The sequence below is a fragment of the Parasphingomonas frigoris genome (genome assembly GCF_036663815.1).
In the GTDB taxonomy this organism is placed as follows: domain Bacteria; phylum Pseudomonadota; class Alphaproteobacteria; order Sphingomonadales; family Sphingomonadaceae; genus Sphingomonas.
The window spans coordinates 38930-58483 of record NZ_JAXOJQ010000008.1 but is presented as its reverse complement, the minus strand read 5'-3'; the positions used below and the strand labels follow the sequence as shown (position 1 = coordinate 58483).

19 protein-coding genes and 1 pseudogene are annotated in these 19554 nt (G+C 68.3%); 6 read left to right on the top strand and 14 right to left on the bottom strand.

Going from position 1 to position 19554, the window contains the following annotated elements:
* Positions 1–88 precede the first annotated feature (88 nt).
* Positions 89–313: a DUF3072 domain-containing protein gene (locus U1872_RS19345; RefSeq protein ID WP_332794559.1), complete on the top strand. Its 225-nt coding sequence runs from the start codon at positions 89–91 to the stop codon at positions 311–313.
* 150 nt (positions 314–463) lie between these two features.
* Here the strand turns inward: U1872_RS19345 and U1872_RS19340 are convergent, their stop codons facing one another.
* The 13 genes and pseudogenes from U1872_RS19340 to U1872_RS19280 all read right to left on the bottom strand — a co-directional run bounded on the left by U1872_RS19340 (position 464) and on the right by U1872_RS19280 (position 14642).
* Positions 464–1279, bottom strand: a complete 816-nt coding sequence (locus U1872_RS19340) for a DUF815 domain-containing protein (RefSeq protein WP_332794558.1) — start codon at positions 1277–1279, stop codon at positions 464–466.
* A 40-nt stretch (positions 1280–1319) separates the two neighbouring features.
* A complete protein-coding gene (locus U1872_RS19335) occupies positions 1320–2363 on the bottom strand; it encodes an aldo/keto reductase (protein WP_332794557.1) in 1044 nt (347 codons plus the stop codon).
* 88 nt (positions 2364–2451) lie between these two features.
* The gene (locus U1872_RS19330) at positions 2452–2736 is read right to left on the bottom strand and encodes a DUF3325 domain-containing protein (RefSeq protein WP_332794556.1); all 285 of its coding nucleotides are present in this window, start codon (positions 2734–2736) and stop codon (positions 2452–2454) included.
* Positions 2733–4277 carry a PepSY-associated TM helix domain-containing protein gene (locus tag U1872_RS19325; RefSeq protein WP_332794555.1) on the bottom strand — a complete coding sequence of 515 codons (1545 nt, stop codon included), beginning with the start codon at positions 4275–4277 and terminating at the stop codon, positions 2733–2735. The genes U1872_RS19330 and U1872_RS19325 overlap by 4 nt, the downstream gene beginning before the upstream one ends.
* The gene (locus U1872_RS19320; protein ID WP_332794554.1) at positions 4274–4573 is read right to left on the bottom strand and encodes a hypothetical protein; all 300 of its coding nucleotides are present in this window, start codon (positions 4571–4573) and stop codon (positions 4274–4276) included. The genes U1872_RS19325 and U1872_RS19320 overlap by 4 nt, the downstream gene beginning before the upstream one ends.
* An 18-nt stretch (positions 4574–4591) precedes the next feature.
* Positions 4592–6754, bottom strand: a complete 2163-nt coding sequence (locus U1872_RS19315; protein WP_332794553.1) for a TonB-dependent siderophore receptor — start codon at positions 6752–6754, stop codon at positions 4592–4594.
* 87 nt (positions 6755–6841) lie between these two features.
* The gene (locus U1872_RS19310) at positions 6842–8089 is read right to left on the bottom strand and encodes an adenosylmethionine--8-amino-7-oxononanoate transaminase (RefSeq protein ID WP_332794552.1); all 1248 of its coding nucleotides are present in this window, start codon (positions 8087–8089) and stop codon (positions 6842–6844) included.
* Positions 8086–8712: a dethiobiotin synthase gene (gene bioD, locus U1872_RS19305; RefSeq protein ID WP_332794551.1), complete on the bottom strand. Its 627-nt coding sequence runs from the start codon at positions 8710–8712 to the stop codon at positions 8086–8088. The genes U1872_RS19310 and bioD overlap by 4 nt, the downstream gene beginning before the upstream one ends.
* Positions 8709–9830 (bottom strand): 8-amino-7-oxononanoate synthase, encoded by a 1122-nt coding sequence (locus tag U1872_RS19300; protein WP_332794550.1) that lies wholly within the window; start codon positions 9828–9830, stop codon positions 8709–8711. Before U1872_RS19300 ends, bioD begins: the two co-directional genes overlap by 4 nt.
* A 116-nt stretch (positions 9831–9946) precedes the next feature.
* Positions 9947–11121, bottom strand: a pseudogene (coaBC, locus tag U1872_RS19295) (bifunctional phosphopantothenoylcysteine decarboxylase/phosphopantothenate--cysteine ligase CoaBC).
* Positions 11118–12236, bottom strand: coding sequence for a hypothetical protein (locus tag U1872_RS19290; protein WP_332794549.1), 1119 nt, complete (start codon positions 12234–12236; stop codon positions 11118–11120). The pseudogene coaBC and the gene U1872_RS19290 overlap by 4 nt, the downstream one beginning before the upstream one ends.
* A complete protein-coding gene (gene ubiB, locus U1872_RS19285; RefSeq protein WP_332794548.1) occupies positions 12233–13768 on the bottom strand; it encodes a 2-polyprenylphenol 6-hydroxylase in 1536 nt (511 codons plus the stop codon). The genes U1872_RS19290 and ubiB overlap by 4 nt, the downstream gene beginning before the upstream one ends.
* 130 nt (positions 13769–13898) lie before the next feature.
* Positions 13899–14642, bottom strand: coding sequence for a class I SAM-dependent methyltransferase (locus U1872_RS19280; protein ID WP_332794547.1), 744 nt, complete (start codon positions 14640–14642; stop codon positions 13899–13901).
* A gap of 178 nt (positions 14643–14820) precedes the next feature.
* Between U1872_RS19280 and mutM the strand changes: the two genes are divergently transcribed.
* From mutM to U1872_RS19255, 5 genes are all read left to right on the top strand, one after another.
* Positions 14821–15630 carry a bifunctional DNA-formamidopyrimidine glycosylase/DNA-(apurinic or apyrimidinic site) lyase gene (gene mutM, locus U1872_RS19275; protein ID WP_332794546.1) on the top strand — a complete coding sequence of 270 codons (810 nt, stop codon included), beginning with the start codon at positions 14821–14823 and terminating at the stop codon, positions 15628–15630.
* Positions 15631–15721: 91 nt separating this feature from the next.
* A complete protein-coding gene (gene rpsT, locus U1872_RS19270; protein WP_332794545.1) occupies positions 15722–15985 on the top strand; it encodes a 30S ribosomal protein S20 in 264 nt (87 codons plus the stop codon).
* Positions 15986–16471: 486 nt separating this feature from the next.
* Positions 16472–17884 (top strand): chromosomal replication initiator protein DnaA, encoded by a 1413-nt coding sequence (gene dnaA / locus U1872_RS19265; protein WP_332794544.1) that lies wholly within the window; start codon positions 16472–16474, stop codon positions 17882–17884.
* Between the two features lie 55 nt (positions 17885–17939).
* A complete protein-coding gene (locus U1872_RS19260) occupies positions 17940–18164 on the top strand; it encodes an AbrB/MazE/SpoVT family DNA-binding domain-containing protein (protein WP_332794543.1) in 225 nt (74 codons plus the stop codon).
* 193 nt (positions 18165–18357) lie between these two features.
* Positions 18358–18555 carry a PIN domain-containing protein gene (locus U1872_RS19255; RefSeq protein WP_332794542.1) on the top strand — a complete coding sequence of 66 codons (198 nt, stop codon included), beginning with the start codon at positions 18358–18360 and terminating at the stop codon, positions 18553–18555.
* Here the strand turns inward: U1872_RS19255 and trpS are convergent.
* On the bottom strand, positions 18552–19553 hold the full coding sequence (gene trpS, locus U1872_RS19250; protein WP_332794541.1) for a tryptophan--tRNA ligase: 1002 nt from the start codon (positions 19551–19553) through the stop codon (positions 18552–18554). The genes U1872_RS19255 and trpS overlap by 4 nt on opposite strands.
* Between the last annotated feature and the right edge of the window lies 1 nt (position 19554).

Sequence of the window (19554 nt, the reverse complement as noted above, 5' to 3'; positions counted from 1 at the left end):
CGAAGGCGGGCCGGGTGAAAGCGCAACCGGCGGGAACCGTGCGGTCGCTCGTCGGTTGAGAACATACCAGCAACATGCGAGATGTACCATGGCCGATCCCGTTCACAATCCCAAACTCGACGAGCATCCCGATTCGACCACCGAGAAGGATCCCGCGCAGTGGGTTTCGGGCGGCGACCCGATGACCGGCGCGCAGGCCTCCTATCTCACCACGCTCAGCGAAGAGGCGCATGTCGAGGCGCCCCCCGCCGATCTCAGCAAGGCCGAAGCCTCGCAGCGGATCGACGAGTTGAAGGGCAAGCTCGACCTGTAAGGGGGTCACGCGCCAGCGACGCTAGCGCGGACTACTTTACCCCCGTTCGTGCTGAGCTTGTCGAAGCACTGCCCTTATCGCGCGCGGCGAGTGCGCGGCGGGGGCGCTTCGACAAGCTCAGGGCGACCGGTAGGGAACCCCCAAAGGGTATCACCGCTCGAGCGAACGCCCGTTTCGCCCGGCCAGCTCGACAATATAATGCCACGCCACGCGCCCCGACCGCGCACCGCGCCGTGTCGCCCAGCCGACCGCGTCGCCAGCATCGAACGGCAGATCGTACGCCGCGGCATAGCCGGCAACGATCGCGAGATAGCCATCCTGGTCGACGACATGGAAACCCAGGCTCAATCCGAAGCGGTCGGCGAGCGCGAGGGCGTCGTCGGCGGCGTCGCGCGGATTAACCATCGTCGGCTGGTCGATCATTTCGCGCGGGACGAGGTGGCGGCGGTTGGAGGTCACGACCAGCCGCGCATTGGCCGGGCGCGCTTCGGCGCCACCATCGAGCATCGAGCGCAGCGCCCGCCCGTCGGCGGCGGCATCGAAGCCGAGATCGTCGAGAAACAGCAGGAAGGCGCGTGGCACGTCGGCGATTGCCGCGAACAGCGCCGGCAGCGTGTCGAGCTGCGCCGTCACGATCTCGACCAAGGCGAGCGCGCCGCCCTCGGCCCGCACCGCGCCGGTCACCGCCTTGACCAGCGCCGACTTGCCTGTCCCGCGCGCGCCCCACAGCAGTACGTCGTGCGCCGCGGCCTTGGCGGCGAGGTGGCGCGCATTGTCGAGCATCGCGCGGCGCTGCGCGTCGATGCCGTGGAGGCGCTCGAGCGGCAACGGCCGGAAATCGCGCACCGGCTCGAGCACCGCGCCGCGCCAGACATAGGCAGGGTGCGTGAGCGGATCGGCATTGGCGGGCGGCGGCGGCGCGAGCCGCTCGAGCGCGGCGGCGATACGGTCGAGCGGGTCGGTCATGTCCGCCCCCTTAAGCCCCACGCCGCCGCCCCGCCAGAGCTCAGCGCTGTGCGTCGAGCAGCCCGCGGCGATATTCGCCCTGCCGCTCGAACATCCAACCGGGATATTCCGCCGGCAGCGCGCTCGCATCGCCGAGCGTCTCGAGCTCGGCGTCCGACAGCGTCACCTCGGTCGCGGCGAGATTGTCGGTCAGCTGGTCGGGCCGCTTGGCGCCGACGATCACGCTCGACACGACGCGCTGGTGGAGCAGCCAGGCGAGCGCGATCTGCGCGACCGACACGCCCTTCGCCGCGGCGATCGGGCGCATCAGGTCGATCACACCGTAACCGCGATCCTTGTCGAGCGGCGGGAAGTCGAACTGCGCGCGGCGGCCGTCGGCCTTGCTCTCGTCGGCACGATCATATTTGCCCGACAGGAAGCCGCCGGCGAGCGGGCTCCACACCATCAGGCCGACCTCTTCGGAGGCGAGCATCGGCACGATCTCGCGCTCGAGATCGCGGCTGGCGAGCGTGTAATAGGCCTGCAGCGAGGCGAAGCGGTGCAGCCCGAGCCGCTCCGACGTGCCGAGCGCCTTGACGATCTGCCACGCCGCCCAGTTCGACACGCCGACATAGCGGACGTGGCCGTGCTGGACGAGCGTATCGAGCGCGCGCAGCGTTTCCTCGATCGGAGTGGCGGGGTCGAAGCCGTGGATCTGGTAGAGATCGATATGGTCGAGCTGGAGCCGCTTGAGGCTCGCCTTGCACGCGTCGATCAGGCGATAGCGCGAGGCACCGCGGCCGTTGGGGCCGTCATGCGTCTGGCCGAACGCCTTGGTCGCGACGACGATCTCCTCGCGCTTGAGCCCGAGGTTGCGGATCGCCTGGCCGGTGATTTCCTCCGAGCGACCGTCCGAATAGACGTCGGCGGTGTCGAAGAAGTTGATCCCGCCGTCCACAGCGACGCGGACCAGCGCGTCGGCCTCGTCCTGCCCGAGCCGGCCGATCTTGCCCCACATGTCGTCCTCGCCGCCGCCGAAGGTCATCGTGCCGAGGCACAATTCGGAGACGAACAGGCCGGTACGGCCAAGCTTGTTGTAACGCATGGAAAATCCTCTCGGGGGCGGCGGCCGGTGCAGGTGCGCCGGGCGGTCGCGGGATGAAAGCGCGAGGCCGCAAATAGGTCCGCGCCGATCAGCGCGCCATGGATTTCCGCACCGGAATGGCGTTGAGCGCGCAGAAGGCGGCGGCGGCCCCGGCCATGATCGTGGCGACCCAGCCGATGGGGCCGAACACGCCGCCCCATGCGCGCAGCGACAGCACGAAGTCGAGCGCCAGGCATGTCCAGGCCAGGCCGCGCAGCAGCCGCGCGCGCCCCTTCGGGCAAGGGCGCCGCAGCCGCTTGCCATGATGCTGATCGGTCGCAAAGGCGAACAGCGTGAAGGCAAGTGTCGCGACGAGGAAGCAGGCCGCGCTCATTCGGCCGGGACCAGCCGGCGTGTCCGGCGCTGCGCCGGGCGGTGCCGCCATACCGAGCGTGCCGCCCAGGCATAGCCGAGCCCAAGGCCGAGCAGCGTGAGATCGACCCCCGCCAGCGTCCAGTCGCCCGCTGCGATCGTCGCGGGGAGGCCCTTGCCGGTCGCGAGCATGTCGAACAGCGGCAAGGCGAGCAGCAGGGCGGCGGTCAGCGCCAGTTGCTCGACCCAGGCGGGGCGCGTCGCGCGGGTGAAGGCGTGGAGCAGCAGCGCGCCCCACAGCAGGAACATCGCGTTGACCTCGGCATCGGCGCGCGCCGGCATGGCGAGCGGCAGCAGACGGTTGGCCCACAAGAAGCCGACCATCGCCGCGGGGAAGCCCGCGACGAAGCCGATGTTCAGGCGCTCGACCAGCCGGAAACCGAAATAGGGGTGCGCGGGATCGGGCAGTTTCTCGCGGCGCTTGACGATCCACAGCACCAGCCCGCTTGCGACCATCACCGATCCGCCGATGCCGCACAGGAAATAGACCCAGCGGATCGTCGCGTCGGCAGAGCGGCCGGAGTGAAGGCCGATCATCGCCCCGGCGGTCACCGCGGCGGCACCGGGGCGCGGCGAGGCCCAGAGCAGGCGCCCGGTCACGCCGTCATAAGCGAGCTTCGGCGTGAAGTTGGACAGCCCCGCGCGCGGCGCCTGCGACAGCGTGACGCGCGCCGAGGCGTCGCCCGGCGCGGTCACCGATACCACATCAACCGGCGCGCCGAGCCGCCGCTCGCCATCGCGCAGCAGCGTCGCGAGATCGACCAGCGGCGCCGCGCGGCCGGCGCGCTCGACCGGCGGCGCCTGCGGATAGACGAAGCCGGCAAAGCTGTTGGGGTCGGTATAGTTGGCGATCGCCGCCCACGGCATCAGCAGCGTCATCAGCGTGACGAGCCCGGTATAGGTGATCATCAGGTGGAAGGGCAGGCCGAGCACCGCGACCGCGGCATGCCCGTCGAGCCACGAACGCTGGCCTTTGCGACCACGGAAGGTGAAGAAATCGCGGAAGATCTTCTTGTGCGTCACGATCCCGCTGAGGATCGCGACGAGCATGACCATCGCGCAGATCCCGACGATCCAGCGCGACACGTAATAGGGCACATAATGGAGGTCGAAGTGGAAGCGGTAGAAGAAGTCGCCGCCGCGGGTCGCGCGCGCGACGACTTTGTCGCCGTTGGCGTCGATCAGCGCGCTGGTCTCACCGGGCTTGGGCGGCGCGTCGGCGCCCGGCACCCAGAAGACGCTCCCGCTCGCCGAGCGCGTGCTCGGCACGGTGATGAACCAGCTTGCGGCATTCGGCGCCTCACGTTGCAGGAGCGCCTGTGCGCCGCGCAGGACGCGCGCGGGGCTTTCGATCCGCGGCAGTTCGGGCTGCGCCCAGCGGTTGATCGCCTCGCGCCAATAGGCTGCCGTGCCGGTGACGAAGACGATGAACAGCACCCAGCCGACGAGCAGCCCCGACCAGGTGTGGAGCGTCGCCTGGCTCTGGCGGAAACCGCGGCTCACGCGCGGCCCGTCAGCGCGATCGACCCGAAGGCGATCGCCGCGGCGATGCCGCCTGCGAGCAGCGTCGTCCACGCCGCGCGCCCGCCGCTGCGCGCGGCGAACGCCCACATCGCGGTGAAGGCGCACAAGGCAAAGGCAACGAGTGTCGCGGTGAAGGTCGCTTCAGCCGGTCCGCCCGGGATAATCCGCGCGAGCGCCATCGCCCATAGGCTCGCCACGGCATAGCCGCCGGGAATCGCCACGACGATCCGCAGTGTCGTGTCGGCGCGGCGGCGCCAGCGGCGGTCCCGGATCATGCGTTCCGTCCTCGGCGCTCAGAAGCGATAGGCGATCGTGCCCTGCACGGTGCGGCGGTTGCCGTACCAGCACCAGGCATAATCGAGATAGCAGGTCGTGACATACTTCTTGTCGAACAGGTTCTGCGCGTTGACGCCGAGCGACACGCCGGCGAAGCGCGGCGCGACCGTGCCGAGATCGAAACGCAGCAGCGCGTCGACCAGCGTGAAGCCCGGCGTGCTCTGGCGCGTCGCGATCGGCGTGAACGACGCGTCGTAGAGGGTGCCGGCATAGATGCTGTCGACATGGCGCACCGCGCCGCCGATCGCGAAGCCCTGCCACTTGCCGTCGCGCGGCGCCCATTCGAGATTGCCCGACACCCCGCCGCGCCCGACGCCGAGGATCCCCGCGCCGATATTGGCGGGGTTGCTATCGGCGATCGTTCGCACCTTTTGGCGGCTGTAGGCGATCTTGGCGTTGAAGCCGTACGGGAGCGGCGCCCTCGCCTCGACCTCGACCCCGGTCGAGCGGACCTTGCCGCTTTGCGTCGAGACGTTGGTCACCGGGTTGGTGGTGATCAGGTTGGTCTGGTCGATCTGGAACCACGCGCCGGTGACGAGGATCTGCGTGCCGGGCACGGTGTATTTCGCGCCGGCCTCGATCTGCTTGCCCTCAGAGGGCTTGGCGACGGTGATCAAGCCGCCGGGTTGCGTCAGCGTGCCGTTGGGCTCGAACGAGGTCGAGTAGCTGACATAGGGCGCAAGTCCGAACGGCAGCGTATAGAGCGCACCGGCGCGATAGGTGAACTTTTGCGAGTCCTGCGACGCGGTGTTCGGTCCGGTGCGGACCGACGCCCAATCCTGGCGTCCGCTGAGCAGCACGCGCAATGCGCCGAGCGAGAGTTCGTCCTGCGCATAGACGCCTGCCTGGTTCGAGCGCGGCTTGTTGTCGGTCACGCCGAAATTGCCGGGCACCTGCGCAGGGCTCTGCGGCACGACCATCGTGCCATACACCGGGGCATAGCCGTTGAGCGGGGTCGCCGAGCCGAAGGCGTTGATCGAGCGGGCGTTGCCGGTCTGGTAATCGACGCCGAACAGCACGTCATGCTTCACCGCGCCCGTGGCGAAACGACCGTGGACCTGATTGTCGAACACCCACGAATCGCTGCGCTCGCGCGTTGCGTAGGAGGCGCGGTTGTAGAGCGCGGAAGTGGGGTTGGTGGCGGCATCGACCAGCGGTCCCGCGGCATAGACGATCCCGAGCCGCGAGGTGCCATGCTGGTAGCGGCCCGAGGCGCGGATGTTCCAATCGGGGTTGATCTGGTGCGTCAGGATGTAGGTGCCGGCGACCTGCTCGCGCGCGAAATAATTGCCGGGCTCGCCAAAATCGGTCGACGTCGGCAGCTTGCCGTTGGGATTGGCGAGGAGGGTGCCCGAGGCCGGGAACACACCGTAGCTGCCATTCTGCGGGTCGTTCGAATAGGCGCCGAGCAGCGTCAGCTTGGTCGCGTGATCGAGAGTGAAGGTCAGCGCGCCCGAGACGGTCTGGCGTTCGCGTGCGCTGAAAGTCTGTTGTGTATGCGCGCCGTTGACGCTGCCGTTGATGCGCCACAGCACCGAATCGCCGATCTTGCCGCCGAGATCGGCATCGGCACGGTACAGGTCGTAGGTACCGTAGGTTCCCGACACCGCGCCGTAGAGCGGCTTGTCGAGCGGGAGCTTGCTCGACAGCGCGACGAGCCCGCCCGGGCCCGACTGGCCGTAGAGCACCGATGCGGGGCCCTTGATCACTTCGATCCGGTCTAGCCGCGAGACGTCGACCTGCGGTTCTAGATAGCTTGCCCCGCCGATCAGCTTGAGCCCGTCGAGGAATTGCGGCGCATCGAACCCGCGCAGCTTGAACTGGTCATAGACTTCGGCGCTCGATCCGCGCTGCTCGGTGGTGACGCCGGCGACGAAGCGCAGCGCCTGGTTGAGGTTCGACAGGCCGAGACCCGCGATGTCGTCCGCACTGATCACGCTGATCGACTGTGGGGTTTCGGCAAGGGGAGCCGAGTTTTTGGTACCAGCGGTCGCCTCGCTGCGCGGACGCGCGCCGGTGACGACGATCGAATTGTCCTCGTTCGCCTCATCCTCCGCCATCGCCGGCGCGGCATAGGCGGCAGAGCTCAGCAGCAGCGCGGAGATGACAAAACGCTTCATTCGTAGGTCCCTTTGATATCTTGGGGGCCTAGTGGCGTATTTGCGAACGCTTATCAATAGCGTTATCATTAGCTGTGCGGTGGCGCTTCAGACAGTCTCGCTTGCTTCGGAAATCGCCGCATAGATCGCGGTCAGGCTGTCCTCGTCGATGCAGTAAGGCGGCATGACATAGACGGTGTTGCCAAGCGGGCGGAGCAACAGGTCGCGATCCTTGAAGAAGGCGAGCAGGCGCGGGCCGAGGCCGTCGAGATAGGTGCCGGTCGCGCTCGCCAGTTCGAATGCTGCGATCGTCCCGCAGACGCGGGCGTTGTGGATCGTCGGCTGCTGGCTCAACCGCGCGGCCCAGGCGGCCTGCCGCCGCGACAGGTCGGCGACGCGATCGAGCACCGGCTCGGTGCTCCAGATTTCGAGGTTGGCGTTGGCGGCGGCGCAGGCGATCGGGTTGGCGGTGTAGCTCGACGAGTGGAAGAACATCCGCGAGCGGTCGGACGAATAGTGCGCGTCGAAGATCTCCGCCGTCGCCATCGTCACCGCGAGCGGGACGGCGCCTCCGGTCAGGCCCTTCGACAGGCACAATATGTCGGGCACGACGCCCGCCTGCTCGCACGCCAGCAGCGTGCCGGTGCGGCCCCACGCGGTCATCACCTCGTCGGCGATGAACAGCACGTCGTGACGCGCGCAGATCGCGCGCATCTCGGCGAGGACGTGCGGGGAATAGAAGAGCATCCCGCCCGCGCCGAGCACGAGCGGTTCAACGATGAACGCGGCGGGGTTTGCGCGGCAGGCGTGCTCTAGCGCGTCGAGCGTCGCCTGTTCGGCACCAGCGGCGGGGTAGGGGATCGTGCCGACGTCGAACAGCAGCGGCGCATAGGCCTGGTTGTAGACCCCGCGCGCGCCGACCGACATCGCGCCGATCGTATCGCCATGATAGCTATGCTCGAGCACAAGGATGCGGCTGCGCGGCGCGCCGCGATTCGCCCAGAAGCCGAGCGCCATCTTCAGCGCCACCTCGACCGCGGTTGAGCCGGAGTCCGAGAAAAAGACGTGCTCGAGCGCTGGCGGCATGATCTCCACCAGCCCTTGCGCGAGCGTCTCGGCGGGTTCGTGCGTCCAGCCGGCGAAGATGATCTGGTCCATCTTGCTCGCCTGATCGGCGATCGCCGCCATGATCGAGGGGTGGCAATGGCCGTGTGTCGTCACCCACCACGACGAGATCGCATCGATGATCCGGCGACCGTCGTCGGTGTAGAGAAACGCCCCCTCCGTGCGCGTGACGCGCGGGATCGACTCGCCGAGCCCGTGCTGGGTGAAGGGGTGCCAGACGGGCGAGCTCATCGGAAATCCTCGATCGAGAAATGCGCGGCGAAGGCGGCGGCGAGGCTCGCGCGGTCGAGCATCGGCAGGATCGGCAGGCGGCCGAGCCGGCGCACGCCGCCGATCCGCGCGATCGTCGCCTCGCTATCCTCGATCGGTTCGCCGATGAAGGCGATGCCGTGGATCGGCACGCCGCGCGACCGCAGCGCCTCGATCGAAAGCAAGCTGTGGTTGATCGTGCCGAGCTCCGTGCGCGCGACGAGCACCACCGGATCGCCCCAGCGTGCGAAGATGTCGGCGTAGAGCGTCGTGTCGTTGACCGGCACGAGCACGCCGCCCGCCCCCTCGATCACCATCGCGCCGTCATGCGGTGGCGGATCGAGCGCCTCGGCATCGATCGTCACGCCGTCGATCTGCGCGGCCAGGTGCGGCGAGCAGGGTGTGACGAGCCGATACGCCTCGGGCAGGATGTGGCGCGCGGGCAGGCCGCTCAGCGCCGCGACGCGCGCGGCGTCGCTGCCGCCGTCGAGCCCGGCCTGCACCGGCTTCCAATAGGCCGCGCCGAGCGCACCCGCGAGCGCGGCGGCGAACACCGTCTTGCCGATGTCGGTGTCGGTGCCGGTGACGACGATGCGGGCGATCATGACAGGGTTTCCAGGCAGATGGCGAGACGGTCGATATCGGCGATATCGACGTTGAGCGTGATCGAGATGCGCAGCCGCGAGCTTCCCGGCGGCACCGTCGGCGGGCGGATGCCGCGCACGTCGAAGCCTGCCGCCTGCAGGCCCGCGGCGAGCGCCATCGTCGCTTCCGCGTCGCCGACGATCAGCGGGAGGATCTGCGATCCTGTCACCGTCGCCCCGAGCGGCGCGAGCACCGCGCCAGCATGCGCGATCAGCGTATCGAGGCGCGTGCGCCGCTCGGGCTCGTCGGCGAGGATGTGCAGCCCCGCGCGCACCGCGCTCGCCATCAGCGGGGAGGGGGCGGTCGAGAAGATGAAGCCGCGCCCGCGATTGATCAGGAAGTCGCGCACGATCGCTGGCCCGCACACCAGCGCGCCCTCGCAACCCAGCGCCTTGCCGCATGTGCGCATCGTGACGACGTCATCGCGACCGTCGAGCGCGGCGGCCAGACCGCGCCCGTCGGGGCCGAACACGCCGGTCGCGTGCGCCTCGTCGATCAGCAGCATCCCGCCGCGGCGTTCGGCGATGGCCGCGAGATCGGCGAGCGGGGCGCGGTCGCCGTCCATGCTGTAGAGGCTTTCGACCGCGATCCACGGCGTCCCCGTGCCGCCGGCGCGGCGCCACGCGGCGATCGCATCGTCGAACGCCTGCGCGTCGTTATGCGCGACGCTCTGCGCCGGGGCCCGCGCGAGCCGCATCCCGTCATGCGCGCTGGCGTGGATCAGCGCGTCATGCACGATCAGGTCGCCGGTCTGCGGCAGCGTCGCGAACAGCGCCGCGTTCGCTGCAAAGCCGCTCGAGAAATAGAGCGCCGCCTCGCTCCCGAAGAAAGCGGCGGCTTCTGCCTCGAGCGCCTCATGCTCGGGATCGTTGCCGCGCAGCAGCCGCGACCCCCCCGATCCGATCGGCACGCCGCGCGCCAGCGCCGCCGCCACCGCCGCGCGCAGCCGCGGCGACGCGGCGAGGCCGAGATAGTCGTTCGAGGCGAAGTCGCGCCCGGCGCGCGGCGTCAGTGTGCGGCGGCGGTGGGAGAGCGCGAGCGCGTCGAGGTCGTGGGCATGGCGGTCGAGAACGGTCATCGCGGCCCCCTACCGCGATCGCACGCGCGGCGCGACCTTTGGTGCAAGGGAAGAGCAGGGCTTCGACAAGCTCAGCCCGAACGGATTTGGGGGATCAGTCTCAGACGAAAAAGGCCCTAGCGCTGCAGGCTCGCCGCGATCCGCTCGGCCAGCCGCGCGGCGACGGCGTCCTTGCTCAGCAGCTCCCAGCTTTCGACACCGGCGGCGGTGACGATGTGCACCGTGTTGGCGGTACCCCCCATCACGTCGCCCGAGACGTCGTTGGCGACGATCCAGTCGACCTGCTTGCGCACCAGCTTGGCGGTGGCGTGCTCGATCACGCGCTCGGTCTCGGCGGCGAAACCGATCAGCAAGCGCGGCCGGCGCGGGTTGCGCGCGAGTCCGGCGAGGATGTCGGGATTCTCGACCAGCCGCAGCACCGGCGGTCCGTCCACGCCCTTCTTGATCTTCTGCCCCGCGCCCTCGACGCGCCAGTCGGCGACCGCAGCGACGAGGACCGCCGCATCGGCGGGGAGCGCGGCCTCGACCGCCGCCGCCATTTCGCGCGCGGTCTCGACGTCGATCCGCGTCACGCCGGCAGGGGTGGGCAGCGTGACCGGGCCGGCGATCAGCGTCACGCGCGCGCCCAGTGCGGCGAGCGCGCCCGCGATCGCGAAGCCCTGCTTGCCCGACGAGCGATTGGCGAGATAGCGCACCGGGTCGATCGGCTCGTGCGTCGGGCCCGCGTTGACGAGCATGTGCAGTCCGGCAAGCGACATCAGCGCGCCAGCGCCGCCTGGATCGCCGCGAGGATCGCCGCCGGCTCGGGCAGGCGGCCGGGGCCATATTCGCCGCACGCCATCGTGCCCTCGTCGGGTTCGAGCACGGTGACGCCGTCGCCGCGCAGCGTGGCGACGTTGCGGCGGGTCGCGGCATGCTGCCACATCCGCACGTTCATCGCCGGCGCGGCGAGCACCGCCTTGTCGGTCGCGAGCAGCAGCGTCGTCGCGAGATCGTCGGCGATACCCGCCGCCATCTTCGCCATCAGATCGGCGGTGGCGGGGGCGACGACGACGAGATCGGCCTCGCGGCTGAGCTGGATATGCCCCATCTCGGCCTCGTCCTTCAGATCCCACAGCGAGGTGTAGACCTGATTCTCGGACAAAGCGGCGAGCGTCATCGGCGTAACGAAATGCGCGCCGCCCGCGGTCAGCACGCATTTGACGCCGATCCCGGCCTTGCGGCACAGCCGGATCAGCTCGCACGCCTTGTACGCCGCGATGCCGCCGCCGACGATCAGCAGGATCTTCATGGCGTGATCCGCGTGACGGTGATCCGGCGCCGGTCGCGCGCGATCGCCACGAGATCGCGCAGCGCGTCGGGCACAAAGATCAGACCGATCAGGGACAGCGGCGCGACCATCAACCCCCAATAACTGGTATCGGCACGGCAGAACAGCGCGATCAGCAGCGCATAAGCGACGACCACCGCCAGCGCGCGCAGCGCCGTCGGATCGCGCCACGCGCTCCAGCCGAACAGGCCGAGCGCGGCGAACGGCGCGCCGAGCCACAGCGGCAGCGCGGCGAGCGCGGTGAGCAAGGCGGTCAGTTTGAAGAAGAAGCCGAAGCCGAGCAGCCCCGACCAGCCGAGCCCAACCGCATCGTCGGGCCGCGTCACCAGCGACCACGCGTAGGCATGCGCCAGCACCGCGACACCGAACGCGAGCAGCCCGATGCCCCAGCCGGCCGTCTCGCGCCGCTGGCCGCCATAAAGCGCGCACAGCGCCATGACGATCGCATAGAGCGCGGCAGTCTCGCGGATCAGCATCGCGCAGGTGGCGATCGCGACGGGCTCGATCCAGCGATCCCGGCGCCACAGGCCGAGCGACAGCGCGATCAGCAGACCAGCCCAGATTTCGTGAAACGCGACGAGATCGGGCCGCGCGAAGACGAGGCCGCCGCACGCCACCAGCAGCACCGCGATCAACCGCGGCGTCGGCCCGGCAAGCGCCGGCTGAAGCGTGCGATACCAGCTGTAGAGCACCCCCGCGGCGAGTGCATAGAGCAAGGCGAGCGTCACGAAGCGTGGCAGCGTCGCCTGCACCATCGTCAGCGTCGGCAGCCGCATCGTCACGAATGGCCGCAGCGGATAGCCCGAGCTGCGCTGCGCGGCGGCCGCCGCCGCATAGTAATTGCCGCCATGCCGCACCGCCTCGGTGATGCTGGTGTAGAGGCCAATGTCGGTCTGCTCGCGCGCGGCGTCGGCGGGGTCGTGCATCGCGGTCAGCGGCCCCGCGCTGACCAGCGCGGTCAGCGACAGCGCGAGCAGCAAGGCGAGCGCGGCGAGCACGCGGCGCGCCTGGTTGCGCGTGAGGGTCGCGAAACGCGACGGCGCGGCGAGCCAGAGCGGCGCGCGGCTCGGTCTCACCCCCACAGCATCCACCCGGCGCCGAGGCTGACGCCGGCGCTCAGCACCGCGACCAGCGCATAGCGCCAGCCGCCGCCGATCCGCACCACCTCGATCTCGCGCAGCGGCGGCTCGGGCGGGGCGCCGGGCGGGTTGGGATAGCGCCGCTCGATGTTGCGGATCAGCTCGGGCAGGCGCGCGAGCGTGCGGAAATCCTCGATCAGCCGGTCGGCGACCGCGGCCTCGGGGCCGAGCTCGGTGCGGATCCATTCGCGCACGAACGGCGCCGCTGCGTCCCACAGATTGATCTCGGGATCGAGGCTCGTCGCGACGCCCTCGACCATCACCATCGTCTTCTGCAGCAGCAGCAGATGCGGCTGCGTCTGCATGTCGAAATCGCGCGTGATGTTGAACAGCCCGTCGAGCATCATGCCGATCGACATGTCCTTGACCGACATGCCGCGCATCGGTTCACCGACCGCACGCAGCGCCGTCGCGAACTCGGCGACACTGTGATGCGGCGGGACATAGCCGGCCTCGAAATGGATTTCGGCGACGCGTTTATAGTTGCCGGTGATAAGCCCGTAGAGGATCTCGGCGAGCCAGACACGCGCGCGCCGGTCGATGCGACCCATGATGCCGAAGTCGATCGCCGCGATCTTGTTGCCGGGCAGCGCGAACAGGTTTCCCTGGTGCATGTCGGCGTGGAAGAAGCCTTCCGCGATCGCCTGGCGCAGGAAGGCGTGGACGAGCGTGTTGGCGAGCGTCTTGAGGTCATAGCCCGCGGCGACGAGCGCGGGACGGTTCGACAGCTTGATCCCGTCGATCCACTCGAGCGTCAGCACCTTGCCGCTGGTGCGCTGCCAGTCGATCTTGGGCACCAGAAAATCAGGCTCGGCGGTCATCGCGTCGGCGAGTTCGGAGGCCGAGGCGGCTTCGCGCCGCAGATCGAGCTCGCGTGCGGTCCAGCGCTTGAAGGTCTCGATGACGAGGCGCGGGCGCAGGCGGGCGAGCTCGCCGCCATAGCCCTCGACCTGCGCCGCGGCCCATTGATAGGTCTCGATCGCGCGGGCGAAATCCTCCTCGACGCCGGGGCGCAGCACCTTGATCGCGACGGTGCGGCCATCGGTGGTGACGCCGCGGTGGACCTGCGCGATCGACGCGGCGCCGACCGGCACGGGGTCGATCGAGGCGAACAGATCGGCCGGATCGCGCCCGAAGGCGCGCGTCATCGCCGCGTGGATCGTCTCGTAGGGAACGGGCGGGAGCGCGTCCTGGAGGCGCATCAGATCGTTCGAGGCGGCCTCCCCGACGATGTCGGGGCGCGTCGCGAGCGTCTGGCCGAGCTTGATCGCGGCGGGGCCGATCGCCTGGAGCGCATCGGCATAGCGCGGCACTTTCGGCACACGCGCGCCGATCCGGGCGATGCGGGCGAGGCGGCGGATCGGCAGCGGGGTGTTCTGATCGCGCTCGATGCCGCTGAGCGCGCCGTGGCGCGCGAGGATGCGGCCCCATTTGAGCAGGCGCCAGACGTGGGTTGCCGGGGCGGTCATTTTCTACTCCCCTCCCTGGAGGGGAGGGGTTGGGGGTGGGTTGGTATGAGGTGGGTGCTGCGTTCGACAACGGGCCGACCCACCCCCAGCCCCTCCCTTCCAGGGAGGGGAGGACGTGTGGTAATCCCCATCAAATCTTCCACCCGTGGTGGATCGCGACCAGCCCGCCGAGCATCGGTTCGACGCCCGTCTGCACGAAGCCCGCGTCGCGGATCATCCCTTCGAAGGTTGGCATGTCGGGGAAACGACGAATCGACTCGATCAGATAGCGATAGCTGTCCTCGTCCTGCGCGAGCAGCTTGCCGAGCTTGGGGACGAGCTTGTGCGAATAAGCGTCGTAGACGTCGGCGAATCCCGGCCACAGCGTTGTCGAGAATTCGAGGCAGAAGAACCGCCCGCCACGCCGCAGCACGCGGTTCGCTTCACGCAGCGCCTTGGGGATGTCGGTGACGTTCCGGATGCCGAAGGCGATCGTATAAGCATCGAAGAAGCGGTCGGGGAAGACCAGCGTTTCGGCGTTGGCTTCGCTCCAGACCAGCCCGTCGATGCCGCGCTTGGCGGCGCGGGTCATGCCGACTTCGAGCATCTCCGGGTTGATGTCGGCGACGGTCACGCTCGCGCCCGATTCGGCGAGGCGGAAGGCGATGTCGCCGGTGCCGCCGGCCATGTCGAGGATCTGCTCGCCGTCGCGCGGCTTCACGCGGCGCACGAAGCGGTCCTTCCACAGGCGGTGCATGCCGCCCGACATCGCATCGTTCATGATGTCGTAGCTGCGCGCGACGCTGGAAAAGACGCCGCCGACGCGGGCAGTCTTTTCGGTGGCGGGGATGTCTTCGTAGCCGAAGGAGACGGTGCCAGAGTTTGGATCGTTCATGCCGCACGCTCTAGCCGAGCAAAGCGGCAGCGCAAACCGCTGCGTTGCGGCTCCACCAAATAGCCACGGGCGTGGGCTGATGCGGCCTTCGCCGGGGAAGCGCTTGGTCAGGGTCGGCGCCGCGCCATCCGGGCATCGAAACTTGCGCCCGCACAGCAGAAGCGGGCAGGAGCGGGGGATGCCAGAACTTCCCGAAGTCGAGACTACCGTGCGGGGGCTCAGGCCCGTGCTCGAGCGCCAGCGCATCACGCTGGTGCAGACCCGCCGCGGCGATCTGCGGCGCCCGTTTCCCGAGGACCTCGGCCAGCGGCTGACCGGCGCCACCGTCACTGGCCTGTCGCGTCGCGCGAAATATGGGCTGATCGACACCGATCGCGGCGACACGATGATCTTCCATCTCGGCATGTCGGGGCGGTGGCGAGTCGATCCGTCCGAGCTGTTGCCACACGATCATCTGATTCTCGAAACCGCGACGCAGCGTCTCGCGCTCAACGATCCGAGGCGCTTCGGCTCGGTCGACTTGCTGCCGACCGATTCGCTCGCCGAGTTTCCCGCGTTCAAGGCGCTTGGCCCCGAACCGCTCGGGCCCGAGCTGACCGTCCCCTATCTCCACGCCAAACTTGCCGGGCGAATCGCCTCGATCAAGCTGATGCTGCTCGACCAGCGACTCGTTGCGGGACTGGGCAACATCTATGTCTGCGAAGCGCTGTTCGCCGCGCGGATCTCGCCCAAGCGCGCGGCCGGCAGCGTGTCGCGCGCCAAGCTGGCGCGACTCGTGCCGGCGATTCGCGATGTGCTGCTTGCGGCGATCGAGGCGGGCGGGTCTTCGTTACGCGACTATGCGCGGCCCGACGGCGAGCTCGGCTATTTCTCCAAGCAGTTCGCGGTCTATGGTCGCGAGGGCGAGCCGTGCAGCTGCGGCGGCACGGTCGAGCGCTATGCGGAAGGCGGTCGCTCGACTTTCTGGTGCCCGAAATGCCAGAAATGATTGACCGCCCCCCCCGTTCTGCGTAAGGCGCACGGCTTCCGGGGCCGGGAGCTTACTCCCGCCCTTTCTTATTTACAGATCAGAGGGCTTCATGGCGAACACGCCACAGGCGAAAAAGCGCATCCGTCGTAACGCCGCGCGGACCATCGTGAACGGCAACCGCACCGGTCGCATTCGCACCTTCGTCAAGAAGGCCGAGAATGCACTCGAAGCGGGCGACAAGGCTGCTGCAACCGCCGCGATGGCGATGGTTCAGCCTGAGCTGATGCGTGGCGTCGCCAAGGGCGTCCTGCACAAGAACACCGCGAGCCGCAAATTCTCGCGTCTGACCAAGCGCCTTTCCGCGCTGGCCTGACCCGAGCGGTCAATACTGGCTGAAACGCCCGTCGGATGCAGGTCCGGCGGGCTTTTTGTCGTCGTTCCGCGATGGCGCTGCGGGCGGGTCGCCTTGGTCCACCAGCGAAATCGCGGGCGACGCGAACGTTGCGCGAACGCGCGAATCAGTGCGGCGCAGCAAACGGCGGATTTACCGCGATTCGCACAAGCTTCATCAAACTGTCATGGCCAAAGCTGTTTGATTTCAGAGGCTTGTGAGAAATTTGACGCGAAACCTTCGCTCGATCCGAGTCAACCGGCATTATTTAGAAAATGTGACAGGTCGGCCTCTTGCTCGACTCGCTGCGATCTTCATAAATGACCCTCCGTCGCGCAGGCTTTTCCGTCTCGCGTCTCTATTCGAATGGCAAATGTCAGACGGACGTGATTCCGCCTGGGGGGAGCTTTGTCGTTAATTCAGCGGTGTGGCGCCTCGGCGCCGCGGCTCGCAAATGAAGGTTCTGGTGTGGTCTTGACGGTATACGGGGGGGCGATCGTACACGATGCCAGCTTCGGCGGCGGGCAGGACGATTCGGTCGCGCGCGCATGGCAGACGGTGCGGACGCACCTGCGCGAATCCGCCGGCGTGCGGTTGTTCGACCAGTGGCTCAAGCCGATCAGCTTGGTGCCCGGCCCCGATCGCGAGACGGTCAAGCTCGCGCTGCCGTCGGCGTTCATGACCAATTGGGTCCGCAACCATTATGGCGACCGCTTGCTCCAGGAATTCCGTGCGCTGCTGCCGAGCGTGCGCAGCGTGTCGATCGAGACCGGGGTCGGCGTAACGCCGGTGCCGGTGCTGACGGTCGAATCGCTCTCGGCGCCGGCCGCACCTGCCGAGCCGGTGGTGATCGCCGACCGCCCGACGCTCGACCCGCGCTTCACCTTCGACCGTTTCGTCGTCGACGCCTCGAACCGCGTCGCGTTCAACGCCGCCAAGGCGCTCGCCGAGCCCGGCGTGCCGCGCTTCAGCCCCTTGTTCCTCCACAGCGGCACGGGGCAGGGCAAGAGCCACCTGATGCACGCGATCGGCGCAGCCTATCTCGCTGCCGTCCCCGAGGCGCGCGTACTGCTGATGTCGGCCGAGCGCTTCATGTTCGATTTCGTCCAGGCGCTGCGCAATCGCGACACGCACAGCTTCAAGCTGCGGCTGCGCTCGGCCGATCTGCTGCTGGTCGATGATCTGCAGTTCATCGCCGGCAAGGATTCGACGCAGGAAGAATTCTTCCACACCATCAACGAGGTGATGGGCGCCGGCAAGCGGTTGGTGATCTCGGCCGACCGCTGCCCGCAGGGGCTCGACGGGGTCGAGGCGCGGATCATGTCGCGGCTGTCGTGCGGCCTCGTCGCCGACATCAAGAGCCCCGACCATGCGCTGCGCCGCGCGGTGCTCGAGCGCAAGCTGGTCGACATGCCCGGCGCGCGCGTGCCCGCCGACGTGCTCGACCTGCTCGCCGCGCGCATTACCGCGAGCATCCGCGACCTCGAGGGCGCGCTCAACCGCGTCGTCGCCTACGCCCAGCTCACCGGTGTCGAGGTCGACCTCGAATTCGCCGTGGCGACGCTCGGCGACGTCCTGCGCGGCGCCGAACGGCGCGTGACGATCGACGAGATCCAGAAGGCGGTCTCGGCGCATTTCGAATTGAAGCCGGTCGACCTGGTGTCGGCCCGCCGTGCGGTCGTCGTGGCCCGTCCGCGCCAGATCGCGATGTACCTCGCCAAGCGCCTGACGACGCGCTCGCTGCCCGAGATCGGCCGCAAGTTTGGCGGCCGCGACCATTCGACGGTGATCCACGCGGTCCGCCGCATCGAGGAACTGCGCGACACCGACCGCGACGTCGACACCGCGGTGCGCGTGCTGCTGCGCGAGCTCGAGGGATAGCGATTCGGCTGAATTTCCGGTATGGCGGGGTCCATAGCGGATACAGGCGACGCAGTTGGCGAAGTGGGGCGACGACTTCGCAGTCCGGTTGCCCAAGGAAATGGTCGAGGCGCTTGCGGTAGAGCTCGGCGAGGAGTTCGATGTTCGGGTTCAACTTGACGGCTCGCTTCGCATCGCGCGCAAGATGACGCCCGAAGAGGCGATCATAGGGCTGCGGAAGTTTCGCGGCATGATGCCCGCAGACGTCAAGTTCGACCGCGATGAGGCTAATGCCCGGTAGTTTTTTCGATAGCAACGTCGCGCTCTATCTCGCTGCCGGCACGTCGCCCAAAGCCGATCATGCAGAGGCGCTTCTGTCGAAGGGCGGCGTTATCGGCTTTTAGGTCCTTAACAAGATTGCCAATGTCGGGCCCCGCAAATTCGGGATGTCGATGGCGCAACTCGATTTTTTTCTAGCCGGTATACGTGGCGCGATGCGGACGATCCCAGTCTCGATCGAGATTCATGAATTGGCGCTGGAGGTTCGCGAACGGCACCGCTTTGCGTTTTACGACTGCGCGATCGTCGGCGCCGCATTTTACGCCGAGTGCGACACGCTGTGGTACGAGGACATGCACGACGGCCTCGTCATCGACGGCCGTCTCACGATCCGCAACCCGTTCGCCGCTTAGACCTGCAACCCCACCGCCGCTTGCGCCTTCGCCAGCGTCGGCGCGGCCAGAATCGCCGCGCGCGCCGCGCCATCGGCGAGCACCGCGCTCACCGCCGCACGATCGTCGAGCAACGCCGTCAGCCGCTCGCGGATCGGCGAGAGCGTCGCCACCGCCAGATCGGCGAGTGCCGGCTTGAACGCGCCGAAGCCCTGGCCGGCAAACTGCGCCAGCACCGCCTCGGGCGTGCTGCCTTCGAGGGCTGCATAGATCGTCACGAGGTTCTTCGCCTCGGGCCGCTCGGCAAGCCCCGCGACCTCGCCCGGCAACCCGTCGGCATCCGACTTGGCCTTGCGGATCTTGCTCGCGATCAGCTCGTCCGAATCGACCAGGTTGATCCGCGAGGCATCGCTCGGATCCGACTTCGACATCTTCCCGCTCGCATCGCGCAGGCTCATGATGCGTGGCGCGGCCTTCGAGATGAACGGCTCGGGCAGCGTGAAGGTCTCGCCATAGTCGCTGTTGAACTTGACCGCGATATCGCGCGCCAGTTCGAGATGCTGCTTCTGGTCCTCGCCGACCGGGACGTGCGTCGCCTGATAGAGCAGCACGTCGGCGGCCTGGAGCACAGGATAGGTGAAGAGCCCGACGCTCTGCGTCTCGCCCTTCTTGCCGGCCTTGTCCTTCCACTGCGTCATGCGGCTGAGCCAGCCCATCCGCGCGGTACCGCCGAGGATCCAGTTGAGCGCCGAATGCGCAGGGACGCGCGCCTGATTGAACAGGATCGAGCGCTGCGGATCGATCCCGCAGGCGAGCAGGGTCGCCGCCATCTCGGTGGTGTGCGCGTTGAGCTCGGCCGGGACGACCGGCTGCGAAAGCGCGTGCAGGTCGGCCAGGAAGAACAGGCATTCGTCGCCCGCCGCCATTGCGTTCTGCATGGCGACCCACTGCTTGATCGCGCCGAGATAGTTGCCGAGGTGGAGGTTGCCGGTGGGCTGGATGCCGGAGAGAACGCGCATG